5 protein-coding genes are annotated in these 19,760 nt (G+C 43.6%); all 5 read left to right on the top strand.

The window, feature by feature from the left end; all coding sequences use genetic code 11:
• Positions 1 to 61 precede the first annotated feature (61 nt).
• The 5 genes from RMY64_RS04225 to RMY64_RS04205 all read left to right on the top strand — a co-directional run bounded on the left by RMY64_RS04225 (position 62) and on the right by RMY64_RS04205 (position 19,384).
• Positions 62 to 844, top strand: a complete 783-nt coding sequence (locus tag RMY64_RS04225) for a COP23 domain-containing protein (protein ID WP_322673541.1) — start codon at positions 62 to 64, stop codon at positions 842 to 844.
• A gap of 390 nt (positions 845 to 1,234) precedes the next feature.
• Complete coding sequence (locus RMY64_RS04220) at positions 1,235 to 5,362, top strand: choice-of-anchor I family protein (protein ID WP_322699385.1); 4,128 nt, start codon at positions 1,235 to 1,237, stop codon at positions 5,360 to 5,362.
• A 108-nt stretch (positions 5,363 to 5,470) separates the two neighbouring features.
• Positions 5,471 to 10,921: a phytase gene (locus RMY64_RS04215; RefSeq protein ID WP_322699384.1), complete on the top strand. Its 5,451-nt coding sequence runs from the start codon at positions 5,471 to 5,473 to the stop codon at positions 10,919 to 10,921.
• A gap of 602 nt (positions 10,922 to 11,523) precedes the next feature.
• Positions 11,524 to 16,296 carry an esterase-like activity of phytase family protein gene (locus RMY64_RS04210; protein ID WP_322699383.1) on the top strand — a complete coding sequence of 1,591 codons (4,773 nt, stop codon included), beginning with the start codon at positions 11,524 to 11,526 and terminating at the stop codon, positions 16,294 to 16,296.
• A gap of 412 nt (positions 16,297 to 16,708) precedes the next feature.
• Complete coding sequence (locus RMY64_RS04205; protein ID WP_322673537.1) at positions 16,709 to 19,384, top strand: alkaline phosphatase family protein; 2,676 nt, start codon at positions 16,709 to 16,711, stop codon at positions 19,382 to 19,384.
• Positions 19,385 to 19,760 lie beyond the last annotated feature (376 nt).

The following is a 19,760-nucleotide window of genomic DNA, read 5'->3' as shown; positions in this document are numbered from 1 at the left end:
GCCAGAATTATTCGTCACTTAAACTATCAATTCCCTATTTATTTCTACTGGAGGATGATTTATGTCATCACAAATGCTGCGGTTGATATCTTTGGGCAGTCTTGGCTTATCTTTGTGTCTGGGCAATTCGGCAGCAATGGCGCAATATGATTCTAATGGCGATGGTGTAGTAGTACCAACAGTACCATCAGGTGGCACATCAGCACCAGTTCCAATAGACACATCGACAGGTGTACCACCTTCACCTTCTGCTGATGGTACAACTCGGTTTACCTGTCAGACTTATAATGGACAGTATACTGTCATGTACCAGCCACAAAGTCAACCAGGACAATTCTTTGCTTGGGCAGCACCTGCGGCTTTAGGTGGTGGTTGGGACGCACAAAGGCGTTGTACAGCAATTGCCAGTCGCTTGGAACTTTATCGCCCAGATGGTTTACAAGAACTCCAGACATCCGTAGAGAATAACGAAAATACTGTCTGCGTCACAACTGAAGCTAATCCAACCTGTAGAATTGTGCTGACAGTCCCCCGTGGAAAAGATCCTGTTGTTATCCGCAATAGCATTTTCCAAAACTTGACTACTGCTGACAGCGGACAACAAACGATCGCCGTTAACACTTATGGCGATCGCACTAGTGGAGGCAACGAATTATATAATTTAGGACGCACACTTCTAGGCGGTGGCAATAATCGGGTTAGTTCATCTAGAAGTGGGATTAATCTGAAACCTTTCCTCGATCGTCAAGATGGTGGTACTGGAAACAATTTGCGGAGTGGAGTAGCAATTCGTCGTCAGTCTCAACCTAACGGTGTTCGTTTAAGCCCTGGTAAATTCCGGTAAGCAAGAGTGGCTTTTAATACAAAATGACTTTCAAATAAAAAATATCCAACTACTTATTGTGGGGCGGACATCTTGTCCGCCTTTTTTTATGGGCATAAAATTGCTGTCTCCTGGACTTTTTCGAGATGTCGAGGATCTAAATCCAGCTGTATATTATTTATTCTTTTAACCTTTTGCTAGCAGTTTCTTAACGTTACTGAGATAACTTGAGGTTGCTGAATATGGATTAATACTAGTAAAACCGTAGCTTTTTTGACTGCAAAATAGTTTTTTTAAATAGTGATATTGCGATTGTCAATGTGACTTGATTATGGTGGCGAATTATTACTGAACATCAGCTTTTCAGGTAATTTTCAAACAATACAAAATAAATTGAAGGAGACGTTATTAATGGCTTTGACACAAGGCGATATTGCTTTTATCTCTTTCAATGCTGATAACGATATTGCAACCAACAATAACCCCAGTATTTTGCAGAAAATTGGCAGCTTCACCAGTACTAATGGAGCCGAAATATCCGCCTTTGATTCTGGAAGCGATCGCTTATTTGTGGTTGCTGGCAGCATAGTTGAAATTTATCATGTCAGCAATACAGGCACGCTAACCTCGACTGGTTCTTTGGTAACAGGATTTACGCCTCCCGTCGGGACACAAGCCATTCCCAACAGTGTTGCGGTGAAAAATGGTATTGTCGCAGTCGCCTACGCCATTCAAAACACCAGCACAAACGCCCAGCAGACAGGACAGGTGAGTTTTTACAATGCCGCTAATGGCAACTTTTTGAACTCGGTAGCGGTGGGTGCATTACCCGATATGCTCACCTTTACGCCCGATGGCACGAAGGTATTAGTAGCAAATGAAGGAGAACCCAACAGCTACGGGCAAGTAAATTCGGTAGATCCTGAAGGTTCAGTCAGTATTATTAACATTGCTGATGGCGTGGCGAATGCAACCTTTGCCCAAGCCTCGTTTACAAGCTTCAATAGCCAGATCGCCACACTCAAAGCCGCAGGTGTACGGATTACTGGCCCCGGCTCGACGGTGGCACAAGACTTAGAACCAGAGTATATTGCTGTATCTCCAGACAATCAAACTGCACGAATTACCTTGCAAGAAAATAATGCGATCGCTATTCTGGATATTGCTAGCGCCACCATCACCAATATTTTGCCCCTTGGTGCGAAAAATTACAATCTTCCAGGTAATGGATTAGATGCTAGCGATCGCGATGGTAAAATTAATATTCAGAATTGGCCGGTATTTGGATTATATCAACCCGATGCGATCGCTAGCTTCACAGCCAACGGACAGACTTACTACATCACCGCCAATGAAGGAGATTCCCGCGACTACACTGGTTTTAGCGAGGAAATCCGGGTTGGCGCAAATGGATATGTTTTAGATCCAACAGTTTTTCCCAATGCGGCTACCCTAAAGCAAAATACCAATCTAGGGCGGTTAACCGTTACAAATGCCACAGGAGACACCGACAAAGACGGAGATTTCGATCGCATCGAAGCATTTGGGGGACGTTCCTTTTCAATTTGGAATGCTAGCGGCAATCAGATATTCGACAGTGGCGACCAATTTGAACAAATTACTGCAACCAAAGTACCAACTCTGTTTAACTCAGATGGCGCGGCTGATACCTTTGACACCCGCAGCGATAACAAAGGGCCTGAACCCGAAGGCGTGGCGATCGGAGTCATCAACAACCGCACTTATGCTTTTATTGGTTTAGAACGCACTGGCGATGTCATAGTTTACGAAGTGACAAATCCCAACAAGCCAAGCTTTGTTCAATATATCAACACTCCTGAAGATACTGCGATCGAAGGGCTAACCTTTGTCTCGGCGGCTGATAGTCCTACTGGCAAGCCTTTGTTAGTTACTACAGCCGAAGTCAGCAAGACGGTTGCGGTATTTGAAGTAACTCCATCTGTTCGGATTAGCGACATTCAGGGAACGGGGCATATCTCATCCTTTAGAAATCAGACTGTCAGCAATGTAGCGGGAATTGTCACGGTTAAAGCAAGTAACGGTTTTTACTTGCAAGACCCCACTCCAGACAGCGACGTTCGCACTTCTGAAGGTATTTTCGTCTTCACCTCATCAGCACCAACCGTATCTGTTGGCGATTCAGTATTAATCAGTGGAACAGTTACAGAGTTTCGTCCCGGCAACGATGCTAATAATTTAACCAAAACACAAATCACCACTCCTACAATTGTTACCGTTTCTAGTGGCAACGATCTACCCACTGCTACAATCCTTGGTAATGGTGGCAGAACTATCCCGACAACGGTAATCGATAACGACACGATCGCTAATATCGAAACTGGAACAACCACCTTCGATCCTGCCCAGGATGGCATCGACTTCTATGAAAGCTTAGAAGGAATGTTGGTACAGGTGAATAACCCAATTACCACTTCACCCACTGCAAACTTTGGCACATCAGAGGAAATTTGGGTATTAGCAGACAATGGCGCAAATGCCACAAGTAGAACGGTTCGCGGTGGTAGTCTGATTAGTGCTTCAGACTTCAATCCTGAGCGGATTCAAATTGACGATCTCAACAATGCCTTAACACTGCCTGAAGTTAATGTTGGTACGCAACTTAGTAATATTGTCGGTGTCGTTGACTACAGCTTTAACAACTATGAAGTTTTAGTATCGGCTGCTCCCACAGTAGTACAGAACAGTAACATTCAAAAAGAAATCACTAGCCTAACTTCTACCACCAACCAACTGACGATCGCTACCTACAACGTCGAAAACCTCGATCCAGGCGACGATCCAACCAAATTTAACAACCTGGCTAATCGCATTGTTAATAATCTCAAATCACCAGATATCATTAGTCTCGAAGAAATTCAGGACAATAACGGTGCAACAAATGATAGCGTCGTTGATGCCAGCACTACCTTCCAAAAGTTAATTGATACAATTACTGCTGCTGGTGGCCCGACGTATCAATATCGCCAAATTAACCCAGTAGACGATACGAACGGCGGTGAACCTGGTGGAAATATCCGGGTAGGTTTCTTGTTTAATCCTAATCGTGTCAGCTTTGTAGATCGCCCTGGTGGTAGTTCCACCACCAGCACCACAGTTACCAATGTCTCTGGTGTTCCTACAGTTTCTTATAGTCCTGGTTTAATCGACCCCACCAACTCCGCCTTTACTAGCAGTCGTAAGCCGTTAGTTGGTGAATTTACTTTCAACGGTGAAACTGTTTATGTAATTGGCAACCACTTTAATTCTAAAGGTGGCGACCAGCCATTATTTGGGCCGAATCAACCACCAACCCTCAGTAGTGAAATCCAACGCCAGCAACAAGCTACCCTGGTGAAGAACTTTGTCAGCAATATTTTAGCGATCGCCCCCAATGCCAATGTCGTAGTGGCAGGTGACTTAAATGACTTTGAATTTTCCAATCCCGTCAACACCCTAGAAAATGCTGGACTGACTTCCTTAATTGAAACTCTGCCGCAAAATGAGCGTTACACCTACAACTTTGAAGGTAACGCCCAAACCCTTGACCACGTTTTAGTTAGTAACAACTTGCTCAACAACCTGGATGGGTATGATGTAGTTCACATTAACTCAGAGTTTGCCGACCAGGATAGCGATCATGATCCTAGCGTAGCTCGGTTTAATCTCCCTAAAAACAATGCTCCCACGGTAGTACAACCGATTGACGACCAAATCATTTCTACTAATAAAGCTTTTTCTTTCAATATCAGTAACAAATTTGCTGATCTAGATCCAGGTGACACCCTGACTTACAGTGCTACAGGTTTACCCACTGGTTCTAGTATCGTTGCCAACACAGGTGTAATATCCGGCACTATCTCCCAAATCGGCATTTTCGCAGTTACAGTTACCGCTACCGATCGTAAAGGCGGTAATGTTAGCGATAGCTTTGACTTGACTGTTGCCAATAACAAGGCGACATCTGGCAACGATATCATTTTTGTCAGCGAACTTACTGGTTTGAACAAATACATAGTCAATGCTCTGGCTGGGAGCGATCGCGTCATCGGCACTAATACCAGTGAATTAATCGACGGTGGAGGAGGCAATGATTACCTGGATGGCAAGGGAGGCATAGATGTACTCCTTGGTGGCGATGGCAATGACACCATCTTAGGTGGACTTGGCAGCGACGGACTTTCTGCGGGTAATGGCAATGACCGCCTGATTGGTTGGGGCGGTGGCACAAACGAAATTGACCTCCTCAACGGCGAACAAGGTGCAGATACTTACCTTTTAGGTGATGCCACTTCAGCTTTCTATACCAGTTCTCGCAACAATGATTATGCCGATATTCTCAACTTTCAAGCAAGCGATCGGATTCAGCTTCAAGGAGTTGCTAACAATTACTCGCTAGGGTCAGTGAGATCGGCTGTAGGCATTTTCACCAACAATGGAACGGAATTAATTGCTGTTGTGGAAAACGGGTTAAACCGCAATACCAATTTGACAACAGATACTCGTTTCGTCTTTATTTAACGCAGATTTAATCGAACTCCGATTTCTCTGTGTACTCTGCGCCTCTGCCGTTCCCTATTTCTAATTTTCAAAACAGTCTCATGTCTAGAATCTATCTGAGAATTAAACATGGTAACTACTAATACAATTCGCTTTTCTCAATTCAACGCTTCTTTAAATCGTAATGCCAAAGGTCAGTTAGTCAGCGATTTGTCTACCCCTGACAACGCTCAAGCAAAGGCAGTTGCAGAAATCATCCAGCGTAATAACCCGGATGTGTTGCTAATTAACGAGTTTGACTACTCCCCGGAGGCAGTTCAACTATTCCGGCAAAATTACCTAGCCGTCAGCCAGAATGGTACAACTCCCGTTGACTACCCTTACTTCTACATCGCTCCTTCCAATACAGGTATTGCCTCTGGTTTTGACTTGAACAACAATGGCACAGCAGTTACAACCCCAGGCGAATCAGGATATGGCGATGATGCTTTCGGATTTGGGAATTTCCCTGGTCAATACGGGATATTGCTGCTATCCAAATATCCCATCGACACTGCCAACATCCGCACCTTTCAAAATTTTCTATGGAAGGATATGCCCAATGCTTTGCTTCCTGACGATCCGACAACACCACAGCCAAATGATTGGTATTCTCAGGAGGAATTGGCAGTTCTACACCTTTCTTCTAAAAGTCACTGGGATATACCCATCCAGGTAAACGGTGAAACAATTCACATCCTCGCCAGCCACCCCACACCGCCAACTTTTGATGGCACGCAAGACCGCAACGGTAAGCGCAACCACGACGAGATCCGCTTTTGGGCAGACTATATTACCCCTGGTAATGGTAATTACATTTACGATGATGAGGGTAAAACTGGCGGTATTGCTGCTGGATCGAGCTTTGTGATTGTGGGCGATCAAAATGCAGATCCGTTAGATGGTGATAGTTTTGACAACGCTATTCGCCAACTGTTGCAAAATCCCAATATCAATACTAATGTCATCCCTACCAGTCTGGGTGCGCGCCAACAAGCAGACTTACAAGCTGGTGCAAACGCTAGCCAAAAAGGTAATCCTAGCTTTGACACCGCAGACTTTGCTGATAACACTCCCGGAAACCTGCGGACTGACTATGTGCTGCCCTCAGCTAACCTGACAATTGCCAACTCAGGAGTATTTTGGCCTCTAAATACTGACCCGACATTCTCCCCAGTAGGTACTTTTCCATTCCCCAGTTCTGACCATCGTCTAGTATTTGCAGATGTGCAAACTGGAGCAACCGAACCAGGTAAAACCATTCCCAATGTTGGATTTGTGGGGCAGAGTACTTTTGCCACAGGGTTTATTCCTGCTGGTGTAGCGGGAACGGTGAATGGGGTACAAACTCCACTAGGCGGACTTTCTGGTGTCACCTACGATGCTGTGAATAACCGCTACTATGCAATCTCAGACGATCGCTCCCAAGTTGCCCCTGCCCGCTTTTATACCTTCACTGCCAGCGATTCCTGGGTGAATTTTACTAATATCACAACCCTGAAAGATACCAACGGCAACTTTTTTGCAACCAACAGCCTTGACCCAGAAGGTATCGCTTTAACTAACAATGGTACAGTCTTTATCTCTTCCGAGGGCGAAGTTAATCCTGGTGCTGGTCGCGTTAGCAATCCCTTTATTAAAGAGTTTTCGCTAACTACAGGGCAAGAAATAGGCTCGCTATTTGTCCCCAGGAAATTCCTACCAGTAGTTGAAGATACCAACAGTAACGGTATTATCGATGCAGATGATACGCAGACATCAGGTGTTTACAATAACTTAGCCTTTGAAAGCCTCACCATTACACCCGACCAGAAAACCTTATTCACCGCCACTGAAAACGCGCTGTCCCAAGATGGATTAAAAGCTTCACTCACCAGTGGCAGCCGTTCCCGAATTCTGCAATACAATCTGGTTACTGGACAGCCAGAAAAAGAATACCTCTATATTACTGATGCAATTCCCGAACCACCCAATCCCAGCACAGGTTCTGCTGACAATGGTTTAGCGGATTTATTAGCAATAGATAATCGTGGCACATTACTAGCGTTAGAACGTTCCTTTGCCCAAGGTGTAGGTAACACGATCAAAATCTACGAAGTTTCTTTGCAAGGTGCAACTGACATTAGCTTCTACGATTCTCTCAATAATCTGAGTACTGAACAATTAGCAGCTATCCAACCCGCCCAAAAACGACTACTGTTGAATTTAACTGACCTGAATCTGCCTACTGATGCAAACCACCCGATTACAGGAGTGGATAATATAGAAGGTCTTGCCTTCGGCCCCAAACTAGCAGATGGTCGTCAGTCCATTGTGCTGGTAAGTGATAACAACTTTAACCAAAGCCAATTTACCCAGATCCTCACTTTGAATGCAGACTTAGTTCCCACTGCTGCACCCAGATTAGAAACTCGTCCCGATTTATTTGATGATGAAGATCCAGCACTGCCTGCTGTAGATCAAAATGCTGATGCTGATGACCCTGCCATCTATGTTAATGCCACAAATGCTTCCGAAAGCCTAGTATTAACCTCAGTCAAAAATGCTGGACTGCGGGTTTATGACTTGTCTGGTAATTTATTGCAAACAGTTAATCCCGGTGGCATTCGCTACAACAACATTGACCTGCAATACGGTTTTAAATTAGGCAATCAATCTGTTGATATTGCCGTAGCTAGCGATCGCCAAAATGATAAACTAGCAATCTTCAAAATCAACCCCAATCCCACCGCCGCCGGACAATATTTGGAAGATATCACCGATAGCAATATTGGTACAATCTTTCAAGCATCACCTTTTGAACCTCCTTATTCTGCATCAACTCGCAGTTCTTACGGAGTTACCTTATACCGTAGCCCTGTAACTAATGATTACTATGTCTTTACCAGTCGCCGCCAAACTGGAGATATAGCTCAGTTCAAATTGATTGACAAAGGGAATGGCAAAATTGGCGCTGAACTGGTGCGGGAGTTCACCATCCCTTCGCCTACCGCAGAAGGGCGTTCTCCCCAAACAGAGGGTATGGTGGTTGACCAAGAAACCGGCTTTCTCTACATCGCCCAAGAAGATGTGGGCATCTGGAAATTCCAGGCAGAACCGGACGGTGGTACAACAGGCAAGCTGATCGATCGCGTTCGTTTTGAGGGTGGTTCTCACCTCACCGATGATGCCGAAGGGTTGACCATCTACTACGGCAAAAACGGCACAGGCTACTTGCTAGCATCCAGCCAAGGCGATAGTACCTTTGTTGCCTACACACGTGAAGGTAATAACGAATACGTGGGTAACTTTGCCATTGGTAACAATGGGTCAATTGACAGCGTGCAAGAGTCAGATGGTGCTGATGTAATTAATGTGCCACTGGGACCTAACTTCCCATTTGGTTTATTTGTTACTCAAGATGGCTCCAATGAACCTGCTAAGACCATCGATGGCGAAAATGTCAACTCTAACTTTAAGCTGGTGCCTTGGGAAAATATCGCCAATACCTTCCCCAATTCTCTAAATATCGACACCACTAGTTACGATCCTCGCAATCCCGTTGCTCAACCCAAGTTGACCATCTATGAATTTGAAAACCTACCAAAGTTAGGCACGACTTCTGAAAATCAAAATATTTTCTTGGGTGGTTTTTCTGGGTTGTATTTCCAAGGGGTTGCAGCAAATGGCAACCTGAAATTTGTCACCAACACAGACCGTGGCCCCAACGGAGAACCTGATAGTGTCAAAAGACCATTTTTATTACCCGATTTCCAGCCAGAAATAGTTAGCTTTGAACTCAACCGCACCACAGGTGAAATCACCATTACCAACAGAACAAAGCTATTCCGCCAAGATGGAACGACCCCATTAACGGGATTGCCTAACTTGCAAGGTGTAGGAAACGGTTTAGCCTACACAGATGAAATTGCCGTTGACTTAGATAAAAAAGTTCTAACTAACGATCCTTTGGGCGCTGACTTAGAAGGGATTGTAGTTGCAGAAAATGGTGATTACTGGCTGGTAGATGAGTATCGTCCCTCCATTTATCACTTTGATACTAATGGAAAGCTAATTGAGCGCTTTATCCCTCAAGGAACTGCCACAGCACCCAACCCAGATCAACCAGCTGGAACTTTTGGCACTGAGGTATTGCCAGCAGTTTATGCTCAACGCCGCAATAATCGAGGATTTGAAGCTGTAGCGTTGGAAGGTAATAAATTATATGCCTTTATTCAGAGTCCAATTGATAATCCAGATGTCGCCAATGATGCGACTTCTAAAGCTTCTCTCAACCTGCGAATTCTGGAGTTTGATATTGTCACCAAGCAGGTAACAGGAGAATATTTATATCGCCTAGAAGGTTTACCAGGAACAGATAAGATTGGCGATGCAGTCTCTTTGGGTAACGGCAAATTTGCAGTAGTTGAACGAGATGACAATGGTACATCTGCTGGCAATAAACTGATTTACCAAATTGATTTAGCCGGGGCAAGCAACATCAACAATCCTGCTAACTTTACCTTGCCAACTGGTAAAACTATTGAACAACTTACCTCTGCGGAGTTAGCTGCTGCTAATATTAACCCTGTCAGCAAGAGTTTGATTGCTAATGCTGCTCAGTTGGGTTACACCGGGGTGGAAAAATTAGAAGGTCTGGCACTGGTAGCACCTAACACCCTAGCCTTGATTAACGACAACGACTTCAACATTACGGGTAATACGGCTGCTGAAAAACTCGGCATTCTTGAACTACCCAATAACCTGACAACTGCACTGCCTACTTTTCCCGATAGCTTTGGTTCTAGTAACAGCGATAATGTTACAGTTCAGCCAGGAAAAACATTCTTTGCGGGTGACGGAGCAGATTTTGTAGAGGGTACTGAAGGCAACACAATCGAGGCTGGAAACGGTGATGACACCGTGCTTGTAGGCAGTAACTCTTCAGTATCCGGGGAAGATGGTAGCGATCGCATATTTATTGGTCAAAATGGCCCGGCTCAGAATACCAGTGCTGATGGTGGTGCTGGTGATGATGAAATTACGGTGGTGGAAGCCAGTGGTAGCAATAATTTGTTTGGGGCGGCAGGTGATGATAATCTCACAGTAATTGAAGGTTCTCGTCAATCATTATTCGGTGGCTCAGGTAACGACACCCTCACGAGTAACGGTAGCAATAACCGTCTCTACGGTGGTTCTGGAGATGACAAACTCTTCTCCAGTGTGAATGACTCCCTGTTTGGTGGCGATGGTGATGATGTGCTATTTGCTGGCCAAGGAGGTAGTAATAGCATCACTGGTGGTACTGGTGCTGACCAATTCTGGATGACTAACGCCAGTCTGCCAACTAGCAAGAACATTGTCACTGATTTTACAGTTGGCATTGATAAAATCGTGCTGGGCGGTATTGGTGTTACTCAATTTAATGCCCTAACACTATTGCAACACGGTAATGATACCATCGTGAAAATCGGAAATACTGAGTTAGCTTCATTGCTAGGAATTACATCAACTAAGCTCACAGCAAATGACTTTGTTTTCTCTGTCAGTGTTGTAGCTTAATTTGTTCGCCTCTTGTGATTGTTACAGCTTCATTAAACAGCAAAAGTTAATGAAGCTGTACTCAATCATTATTGCAAAAGCAATTAAAGAGAAGGGTTATAAAGCAATACAGTTGAGATAAGACCAAAACACTTGTAGAGACGGCGATTTATCGCGTCTCAAAACCCACGATTTTGTACAAGTAGCCCAAACCGTATTGGATTATAAAGAACTTATTATCTGACGAAAGTTACAAAAGAGATATCATTTCAATGTATAAAAAATAATTTTTAACATCACCAAAAATATGCAAAAAATTGTTAATTGCATATTAGGTACAAGATTGCAATACAAGGTTTCTTAACCAGTTCACAATTTATTCACAACTTTTGCTATGTATCTTAATTAATATGCAATTTACATTGTTAATTAAGATACTAAAAGCTTCTAGGGAAATGACAATTGTAGTAGTGGTTGACATTTAATAGTTCAGACTCAAAAAGCTGACAAGTTAATTACATCTTTGAAGCCTAAAACTATTAGTTTTTCTTCACCATATTACTTTTTTGATTTCACTAGAGCCAAGACCATCTCAACAATTAAGCACAGGGAGATTCTCTTTCATGGCTAAGAACGTCATCATTATGATTGGGGATGGTATGGGCTGGCAAATGGCTCGTGCTGCGTCCATCTACAAAGAGATTCAAAATGGTAAGACAGGCGCTAATCTGAGTGATTTTTATACACAAGGTAAGGGGCAAGGACTCAACTTTCAAACACTCCAAGGCTACGGTTTGGCAACCACCTATGGGACAACGATCGCTGATAGTGATGGAGTTTTTAGTACTGGTAATTCAGCCCTTGACGGGACTAATCCCATCACAGGAGAGAGCCAGGTTCGCCCTGGTTTCACCTTCGATCCAACTTTTAACCCAGGTAATACCCCAACAGGTGGTGCAAAAGTCAGTGATGGTGCTGTTGGAAACCTAGTAGGTTATGACCCTACCAAAGGTGGTGTTAATCCTTGGACTCCTGGTAACGATCCTGAATATATTAAGTACAGCTATCCTGACTCTGCAAACACCGCTACAACTCTGTACACTGGCGTTAAAAGTTACAACAACGCTGTTGGCGTTGATATTTTTGAAAATCCTCTAGAAACAATTCTCAAAACTGCAAACGAAGTTGGTAAATCTACTGGTTTGGTAACTTCAGTTCCCATTGACCACGCCACACCTGCTGCTGCTGCTGCCAACGTTAACCGTCGCAGCAAGTATGATGCTGACTATCCAGCATTAGACAACATCCTGCAACAGCAACTCCGTGTCTATCAACCAACAGTATTACTTGGTGGTGGACACCCACTCTCTGCTCCTGGAGATTTACTACCAAACGGGGTTGAGCCGAATACGAGCAATGAATTCATTCGTCAATCAACCTACACAGAACTTAGCACTAAACCAACTAATAACATCTACGATTACACCTTTTTGGAGCGCGGTGAGAATGCCGCCCAGAAACTCGCCCAAACTGCGGCGACAATCGATCCAGAAAAAGGCGATCGCCTCTTCGGTTTATACGGTGCGCGCGGTCAAAATGGTAACTTACCTGTAAGCTCTGCCAACGGCGACTACAGCACCACTGGTTTAGATATGTTCAGCGTTTTCACTAACCAAGGTGATAACACCAAAGTGGACACCACACGTCCACTGCTTCCCGGAGAGACGGATGCATCTTTCATCGCCAAAGAGGTTAACGAAAACCCAACTCTCAAAGACTTGACAAGTGCTGCATTAGATGTATTGGGTAAAGACCCCGATGGTTTCTGGTTAATGGTTGAAGGTGGCGATATCGATTGGTCTGCCCACGATAACAATATAGACAACTTGATCGGCACCACCTTAGACTTTGATAAAGCAGTTGGATCTACGATTGACTGGATCGATAACAATGGTGGTTGGGATGAAAACCTACTAATCGTTACTGCTGACCACGATCACTACCTGACTCTCGACGGTAATTTTCCAACTTTAGTAAAAAATCAAGGTGCTGAAGCATTAACTAATTTGGATACTCCAGCAGAAGTTGGACACTACTGGGGGTCTGATCCCAATGTCAAGTATGGTTGGGGAACTCACACCAACCGTCCCGTACCTGTTTACTATCAAGGTGCTGGTTCTGAAGTGTTAAATAGCTTGGTAGGTAAAGGTTATAACGCCTACGGTTCTGAGATTCCAGGAATTGCGGGTTTAAACGATCAAACCCACATCTACCAAACGATGTTTGCTTCAATAGTACCAAAAGTTGAGTTAGTAGGTTTTGCCTCTTTACCTGCTGATACCTTTAGTAGTGGATCAATTTCTGGTCAGGGGATTTCAGCCAATGGCAGAACTGGGCCTTTCCCAGGACAGCCAATTCAGGGTTTTAGCGGTGTTCAATTTGCTAACAGTAACTCTTTCTACTTCTTGTCAGACAATGGTTACGGTAGCAAAGACAATAGTGCAGATTTCCTACTGCGGATCAATCGTCTAGACCCGAATTTTAAGGGAACAGAAAATGGCGATGGTAGCGTTAAAGTTTTAGACTACATCCAACTGTCTGACCCTAACAATAAAGTTCCTTTTGAAATAGTTAATGAGGGAACTACTGGAAGATTACTGACTGGTGCAGACTTTGATGTAGAGTCATTCGTCTTTGATAAAGACGGGACAATCTGGGTTGGAGACGAGTTTGGCCCTTACCTGCTGCATTTTGATGCCACTGGTAAGTTATTGGAGGCTCCCATCGCTACACCCGACCAATTCAAAACTTTAAATGGAGAAGCACCTAAAGTTATTGGTCACAGAGGTGCAAGTGGCTATCGTCCAGAACATACCTTAGAGTCTTATAAACAAGCAATTGAGCGAGGCGCTGACTTTATTGAGCCTGATTTGGTTGTGACAAAAGATGGTGTGCTAATTGCTCGCCATGAGCCAGCTTTAGCAGTTTTGAACGCTGATGGTACTGTCAATTTCAGCAACACAACTACAGATGTTTACAAACATCCAGAGTTTGGCGATCGCAAGAAAACGGTAAGTTTAGATGGAAATACACTTACAGGTTGGTTTGCTGAAGACTTCACCTTAGCTGAAATCAAGACTTTACGCGCAGAAGAACGTCTACCTTTCCGCGATCATTCCTTTGACGATCAATTTGAAATTCCTACCTTCACGGAAATCATCAATTTGGTTAAGGATGTAGAAGCGACAACAGGTAAAAAGATTGGCATCTACCCTGAAACTAAGCATCCGACTTATTTGGCCAACGAAGCTACTTATGTAGGCACGACAGACAAAGTTAACAGAAACATTAGTCAGTTACTAATTGATACGCTGAAGGCAAATAACTTCACTGATCCCAGTCGCATCTTCATCCAATCCTTTGAAGTTGGCAATCTCAAAGAATTGCATGATACCATCATGCCTGCGGCTGGGGTGGATATTCCCCTAGTTCAATTGCTAGATGCAAGTGACATTGATATTAACGGCAAGATCATCGAGAGTCAGCCCTATGATTTGAAAGTCAGTGGTGACACTCGCACTTATGACGACTTGCGAACTCCAGAAGGCTTGGCTGAAGTTGCCACTTATGCTGATGGCATTGGGCCTTGGAAACGGATGATTGTTAGCGTCAAAGGTACTGATGCTAATGGTGATGGCAAAGCTGATGATGTCAATAACGATGGAGTAGTTAATGATGCCGACAAGACAACATTACCTCCCACTACCTTAATTCAAGATGCTCACAATGCAGGCTTGCAGGTTCATCCCTACACCTTCCGGGCGGAAGACCAATATTTAGCAGCAGATTACAAAGGCCAGCTAGCACTAGAAATTCAACAGTTTTATCAATTAGGGGTAGATGCACTCTTCTCAGATTTCCCAGATATTGCCGATAAAGTACGGGATAAACTTAGAGACGATCCTCAATATAATGTAGTGCGATCGCCACAAAATCCTGACGTTCTCTCAGGAGATGCTTTTGCTAATTTGGCTAGCTCTAAAGGTTTTGAAGGTGGAGCAATTAACGCCAGCAAAACCAAGCTCTATATGCTGCTAGAGGGTACTGTTCAAGGCGATACTCCTGGTGCTTTGCGGATTAACGAATTTGACCTTGCTAGCCACAAGTACACTGATAAAAAGCTCTACTACAGATTGGACAATCCGTCAAATTCCATCGGGGATTTAGCAGTCATTAATGATAATGAATACTTAGTCATTGAACGGGATAACAGTCAAGGGGCTGCGGCTAAATTTAAGAGGATCTACAAAATAGATTTGTCTAAAACAGATTCTAATGGCTATGTCGCTAAAGAAGAAGTTGCAGACTTGTTAAATATCCAAGACCCCAACGACCTGAATGGGGATGGTAAGACCACCTTCAACTTCCCATTCCAAACCATTGAAAATGTTCTGGTTGTTGACAAAAATACCATTTTGGTAGCTAATGACAACAATTATCCCTTCTCTACAGGTCGTCCTGGAAACGATCCTCAAAATCCAGTTATAGACAACAATGAGATTCTACAACTGAAGTTAGAGAAGCCCCTTAATCTTGCTCCTGGCTTAGGTCAACCTCAAGCTGAAGAAATTAATTTTGGCTCCACTACCAGCGATGATATTACCGTTGAACCAAATCAAACCTTATTCACAGGTGACGGAGCAGACTTTGTAGAGGGTACTAAAGGTAACACAATTCAGACTGGAAACGGTGAAGACACGGTGTTAGTCGGCAGTGACTCTTCAGTGTCCACAGGAGAGGGTAATGATCGGATATTTATTGGTCAAAACGGCCCGGTTCAAAATATTACTGCTGATGGTGGCAATGGTAATGATGTTATTACCGTAGTGGAAGCTAGTGGAAGTAATAATTTACTTGGGGCGACAGGTGATGATACTCTCTCTGTAGTTGAAGGTTCTCGTCAATCATTATTCGGTGGCTCAGGTAACGATACCCTTAGCAGTAGCGGTAGCAATAACCGTCTCAACGGTGGTTCTGGCGATGACAAACTCTTCTCCAATTTCAATGATTCCCTGTCTGGTGGCGCTGGTGATGATGTGCTATTTGCTGGTCAACAGGGCGGTAATCGCCTCAGTGGTGGTACTGGTGTCGATCAGTTCTGGATTGCTAACGCCAGTCTGCCAACTAGCAAAAATATTGTGACTGATTTTGCGATCGGCACTGATAAAATCGGCCTGGGCGGGATTGGTGTTACTCAATTTAGTGCTTTAACACTGTTGCAACAGGGTAGTGACACCTTAGTGAAAAGCGGAAATACAGAGTTGGCTTCATTGCTAGGAATTAAATCAACTAGCCTCACAGCAAATGATTTCGTTCTTTCTGCCAGTGTAGTGTAGCCAAAAAATAATTACAGCTTAGATTCAATATTCATTCATTAGTTAAGCTGTAGCGATTTTGCTAATGCGGGGGAATTATATTCCCTCGCTTTTTATATCTTCTATAGTAATTTTGCCTTTAAGAATCTTTCTGCTTCTTGTCCCAAATCTTAACTTGTTTATAACTTTCCTTAAACATTGAACAACTATCTTTTAAAACAGTAACCAGATTTAAGTTCATTAATTTATCTCCACTAATTTTTGTAGACTTTAAGCATTTTGTCGCCAAATACTACTTGGGTTTCTATAGCTAAAAATTTTTTGCTTGGGTTGAGTGTTATTAATCACTCAGTCTATAAACACACAATTGCTGCGTAGAGATAGCCAGTCGTAGGCATCGCTCGTAGCTCATAATACTTAAGGAGTAGTTGGCATGACTGATACAAATGGCAACGGTAGAAATGTCATTATTTTTGTTGCAGATGGATTGCGTAACGGTTCTGTAAACCCTATTGATACCCCGACTTTATATAGCATTCGTCAGCAGGGAGTTACTTTTGCCAATAGTCATTCGATCTTTCCGACATTTACCACGCCTAATGCTTCTGCGATCGCCACGGGACATTATCTTGGTGATACAGGTGACTTTAGCAACACTATTTACACTGGTTTTCCTAGTGCTAATGCCAATGGTAGTGTCACCCCATTTATCGAAAATGATGCAGTTCTGGGAGATATCGATGAAAAATTTCCCGGTAACAACTTTTTAGATGAAGAGTCACTCTTAGCTTATGCGCGATCGCAGGGTTTCAACACAGCAGCAGTTGGTAAATTAGGGCCTGTTGCGATCCAAGATGTTACCCAAGTTAACCGAGAAGGTGGTACTACAGGTACTATTCCTACTCCTGATACAATTATTATTGATGACACTACAAATGGTGCGACACCGCCGACTACACCTGTTGGTTCACCTTCTGGTGTTCCACTCGATCCAGATATTGTTAGTCGGTTACAAGCTGCTGGTTTAGATGTAAAACCGACAACGCGAGTCCAACCAGCTGGTACCAACACAACTCCTGGCACCCTGAATGCCAATGTGGCTCAACAACAATACTTTGCAGATGCCACTACCAAAGTAATTTTACCTAAGTTTCAAGAAGATGGTAAACCATTCGCATTGGTTTACTGGTCAAGAGATCCCGATGGTAGTCAACACAACCAGGGTGATAGTTTAAATACCTTGACACCAGGTATCAATGGCCCTACTTCCAAAGCTGGGGTGAAAAACGCTGATGATAATTTAAAGCAACTTCTTGACTATCTCAAAAGCACAGGCTTGGACAAGACTACTGATGTCTTTGTTACTTCCGACCACGGTTTTTCTACCATCAGCAAACAAGCTATTGATAGCCAAGGGACAAAAACTACAAGTTATGCTGCCACCCAAACTTATGCAGGCGTAAATCCGGGATTTCTCCCAGCAGGCTTTGTGGCGATTGATTTGGCTCACGATCTCGGTCTACCCTTATACGATCCTAACCCTACAACTCTCCCCCCAGACCTCAACAAGATCCAGTATGCAACTGTTGATGCCACAAAAGGTCAACGTCCTATTTCTGGGAATGGTGTAATTGGTGGAACAGGTGAAGTAATTAATGGCCAACTTGACCCAGGTACAAAGATAGTTGTAGCTGCTAACGGTGGTTCAGACTTGATTTATCTGCCCAATGGCAATGCTGATTTAGCCAAACAGGTAGTGAATTTGCTCTCGCAAAAGGACTACATCAGTGGTATTTTTGTAGACGATGCTTATGGAACTATTCCAGGTGCTTTACCACTGAGTGCGATCTGGCTAAAAGGTGATGCTAAAACACCGGTTCCATCTATAGTTATCAACTTCAAAAGCTTTAGCAGCGACCCAAATAACCCAAACAACCCTCAAGCTCAGGTAGAAATTGCTGATACAACTTTGCAGCAAGGGCAGGGGATGCATGGCAGCTTTGGTCGAGGTGATACTTTCAATAATATGGAGGCTATTGGCCCTGACTTTAAACAAGGTTATGTGGACTATGCACCTGTCAGTAATGCTGATGTAACGCCTACACTTGCTCGGATTCTGGGGTTAAATATTCCCAGTAATGGCGATTTGAAAGGTCGTGCCATTACAGAAGCATTGGTGGGAGGCCCGGATACAGTTCCCTCCAGGAAAGAAGTCTTGACTTCAGAAGAAACTACTAATGGTCAAGCAACAATTCTAGATTCTCAAAGTGTAGGCAATACTCATTACTTTACAGCCGCAGGGTTTGATGGTCGCACTGTTGGACTAACAACACTAGACCTTCAATTTGGTTCTACCAGTAGCGATGATGTCACCCTTAAGCCAAATCAAACCTTATTTACAGGTGACGGTGCAGACTTTGTAGAGGGTATTAAAGGTAACAAAATTCTAACTGGAAAGGGTGATGACACGGTAGTAGTTGGTAGTAACTCCTCTGTGTCCACTGGGGATGGTAACGATCGAGTCTCAATTGGCGCAAATAGCCCTGCTAACAATACTAGTACTGATGGTGGCAATGGTAATGATGAATTTACCGTAGTCGAAGCAAGTGGTAATAATAATTTGTTTGGAGGCGCAGGTGCTGACACTATCACAGTAGTTGAAGGTACTCGTCAATTATCCTTCGGTGGCTCAGGTAACGACACCCTCACCAGTAATGGTAGCAATAACCGTCTCTATGGTGGCTCTGGAGATGACAAATTATTCTCCAGTGTAAATGATTCACTATTTGGTGGTGATAGTGATGATGTGCTATTTGCTGGCCAAAAGGGTAGTAATAGCCTTACTGGTGGTGCTGGTGCTGACCAATTCTGGATTGCTAACGCCAGTCTGCCATCTAATAAGAACATCGTGGCTGATTTTGCGATCGGTATTGATAAAATCGGGCTGGGCGGAATTGGTGTCACTCAGTTTAGTGCTCTAACCCTATTGCAACAGGGTGCTGACACTATCGTAAAACTCGGAAATACAGAGTTGGCTTCATTACTACAAATTACCTCAACTAATCTGAGTGCAAATGACTTCGTTTTCTCTGCTAGTGTTGTGGCTTAGTCTGTTGGCCTAGTGCAGCACGGCAGAAATAACTATCAGTTAAAACAGCGGTTTTCAATTACATAGACTACAGCAAATAGTTGGTTATTGTGGGGTGGGTATTGTAATGCTCACCCTATTTTCGTTTCGCTGGGGTCCAACCTACCTCGAAGAGTTTACATTACTTATCAGTTGCTAAAATCGCAGTATTCTTTGTTCCTCAAGGTATTAATTCTTCTTGTTATCTCAAAATAAGCCTGCGTACAGTTAATATTCCCATTGCAAACATCCCTAAAGTTTTAATTTTCAATGAAGATGTACTGGAAATAACTGCGATTTGGAGGAAATAGGTCAGAATGAGAGAAATAAATCTTAGAGTCAGTGCCCTTTCACACAA

This window comes from Nostoc sp. DedQUE08, from assembly GCF_034530895.1.
GTDB lineage: Bacteria > Cyanobacteriota > Cyanobacteriia > Cyanobacteriales > Nostocaceae > Nostoc.
This window is presented reverse-complemented; position numbering and strand designations above follow the sequence as displayed.

Excerpts from the sequence above, each read along its gene's own strand:
- RMY64_RS04225 (WP_322673541.1), top strand. The coding sequence starts at position 62 with ATGTCATCACAAATGCTGCGGTTGATATCTTTGGGCAGTCTTGGCTTA.
- RMY64_RS04220 (WP_322699385.1), top strand. The coding sequence starts at position 1,235 with ATGGCTTTGACACAAGGCGATATTGCTTTTATCTCTTTCAATGCTGAT.
- RMY64_RS04215 (WP_322699384.1), top strand. The coding sequence starts at position 5,471 with ATGGTAACTACTAATACAATTCGCTTTTCTCAATTCAACGCTTCTTTA.
- RMY64_RS04210 (WP_322699383.1), top strand. The coding sequence starts at position 11,524 with ATGGCTAAGAACGTCATCATTATGATTGGGGATGGTATGGGCTGGCAA.
- RMY64_RS04205 (WP_322673537.1), top strand. The coding sequence starts at position 16,709 with ATGACTGATACAAATGGCAACGGTAGAAATGTCATTATTTTTGTTGCA.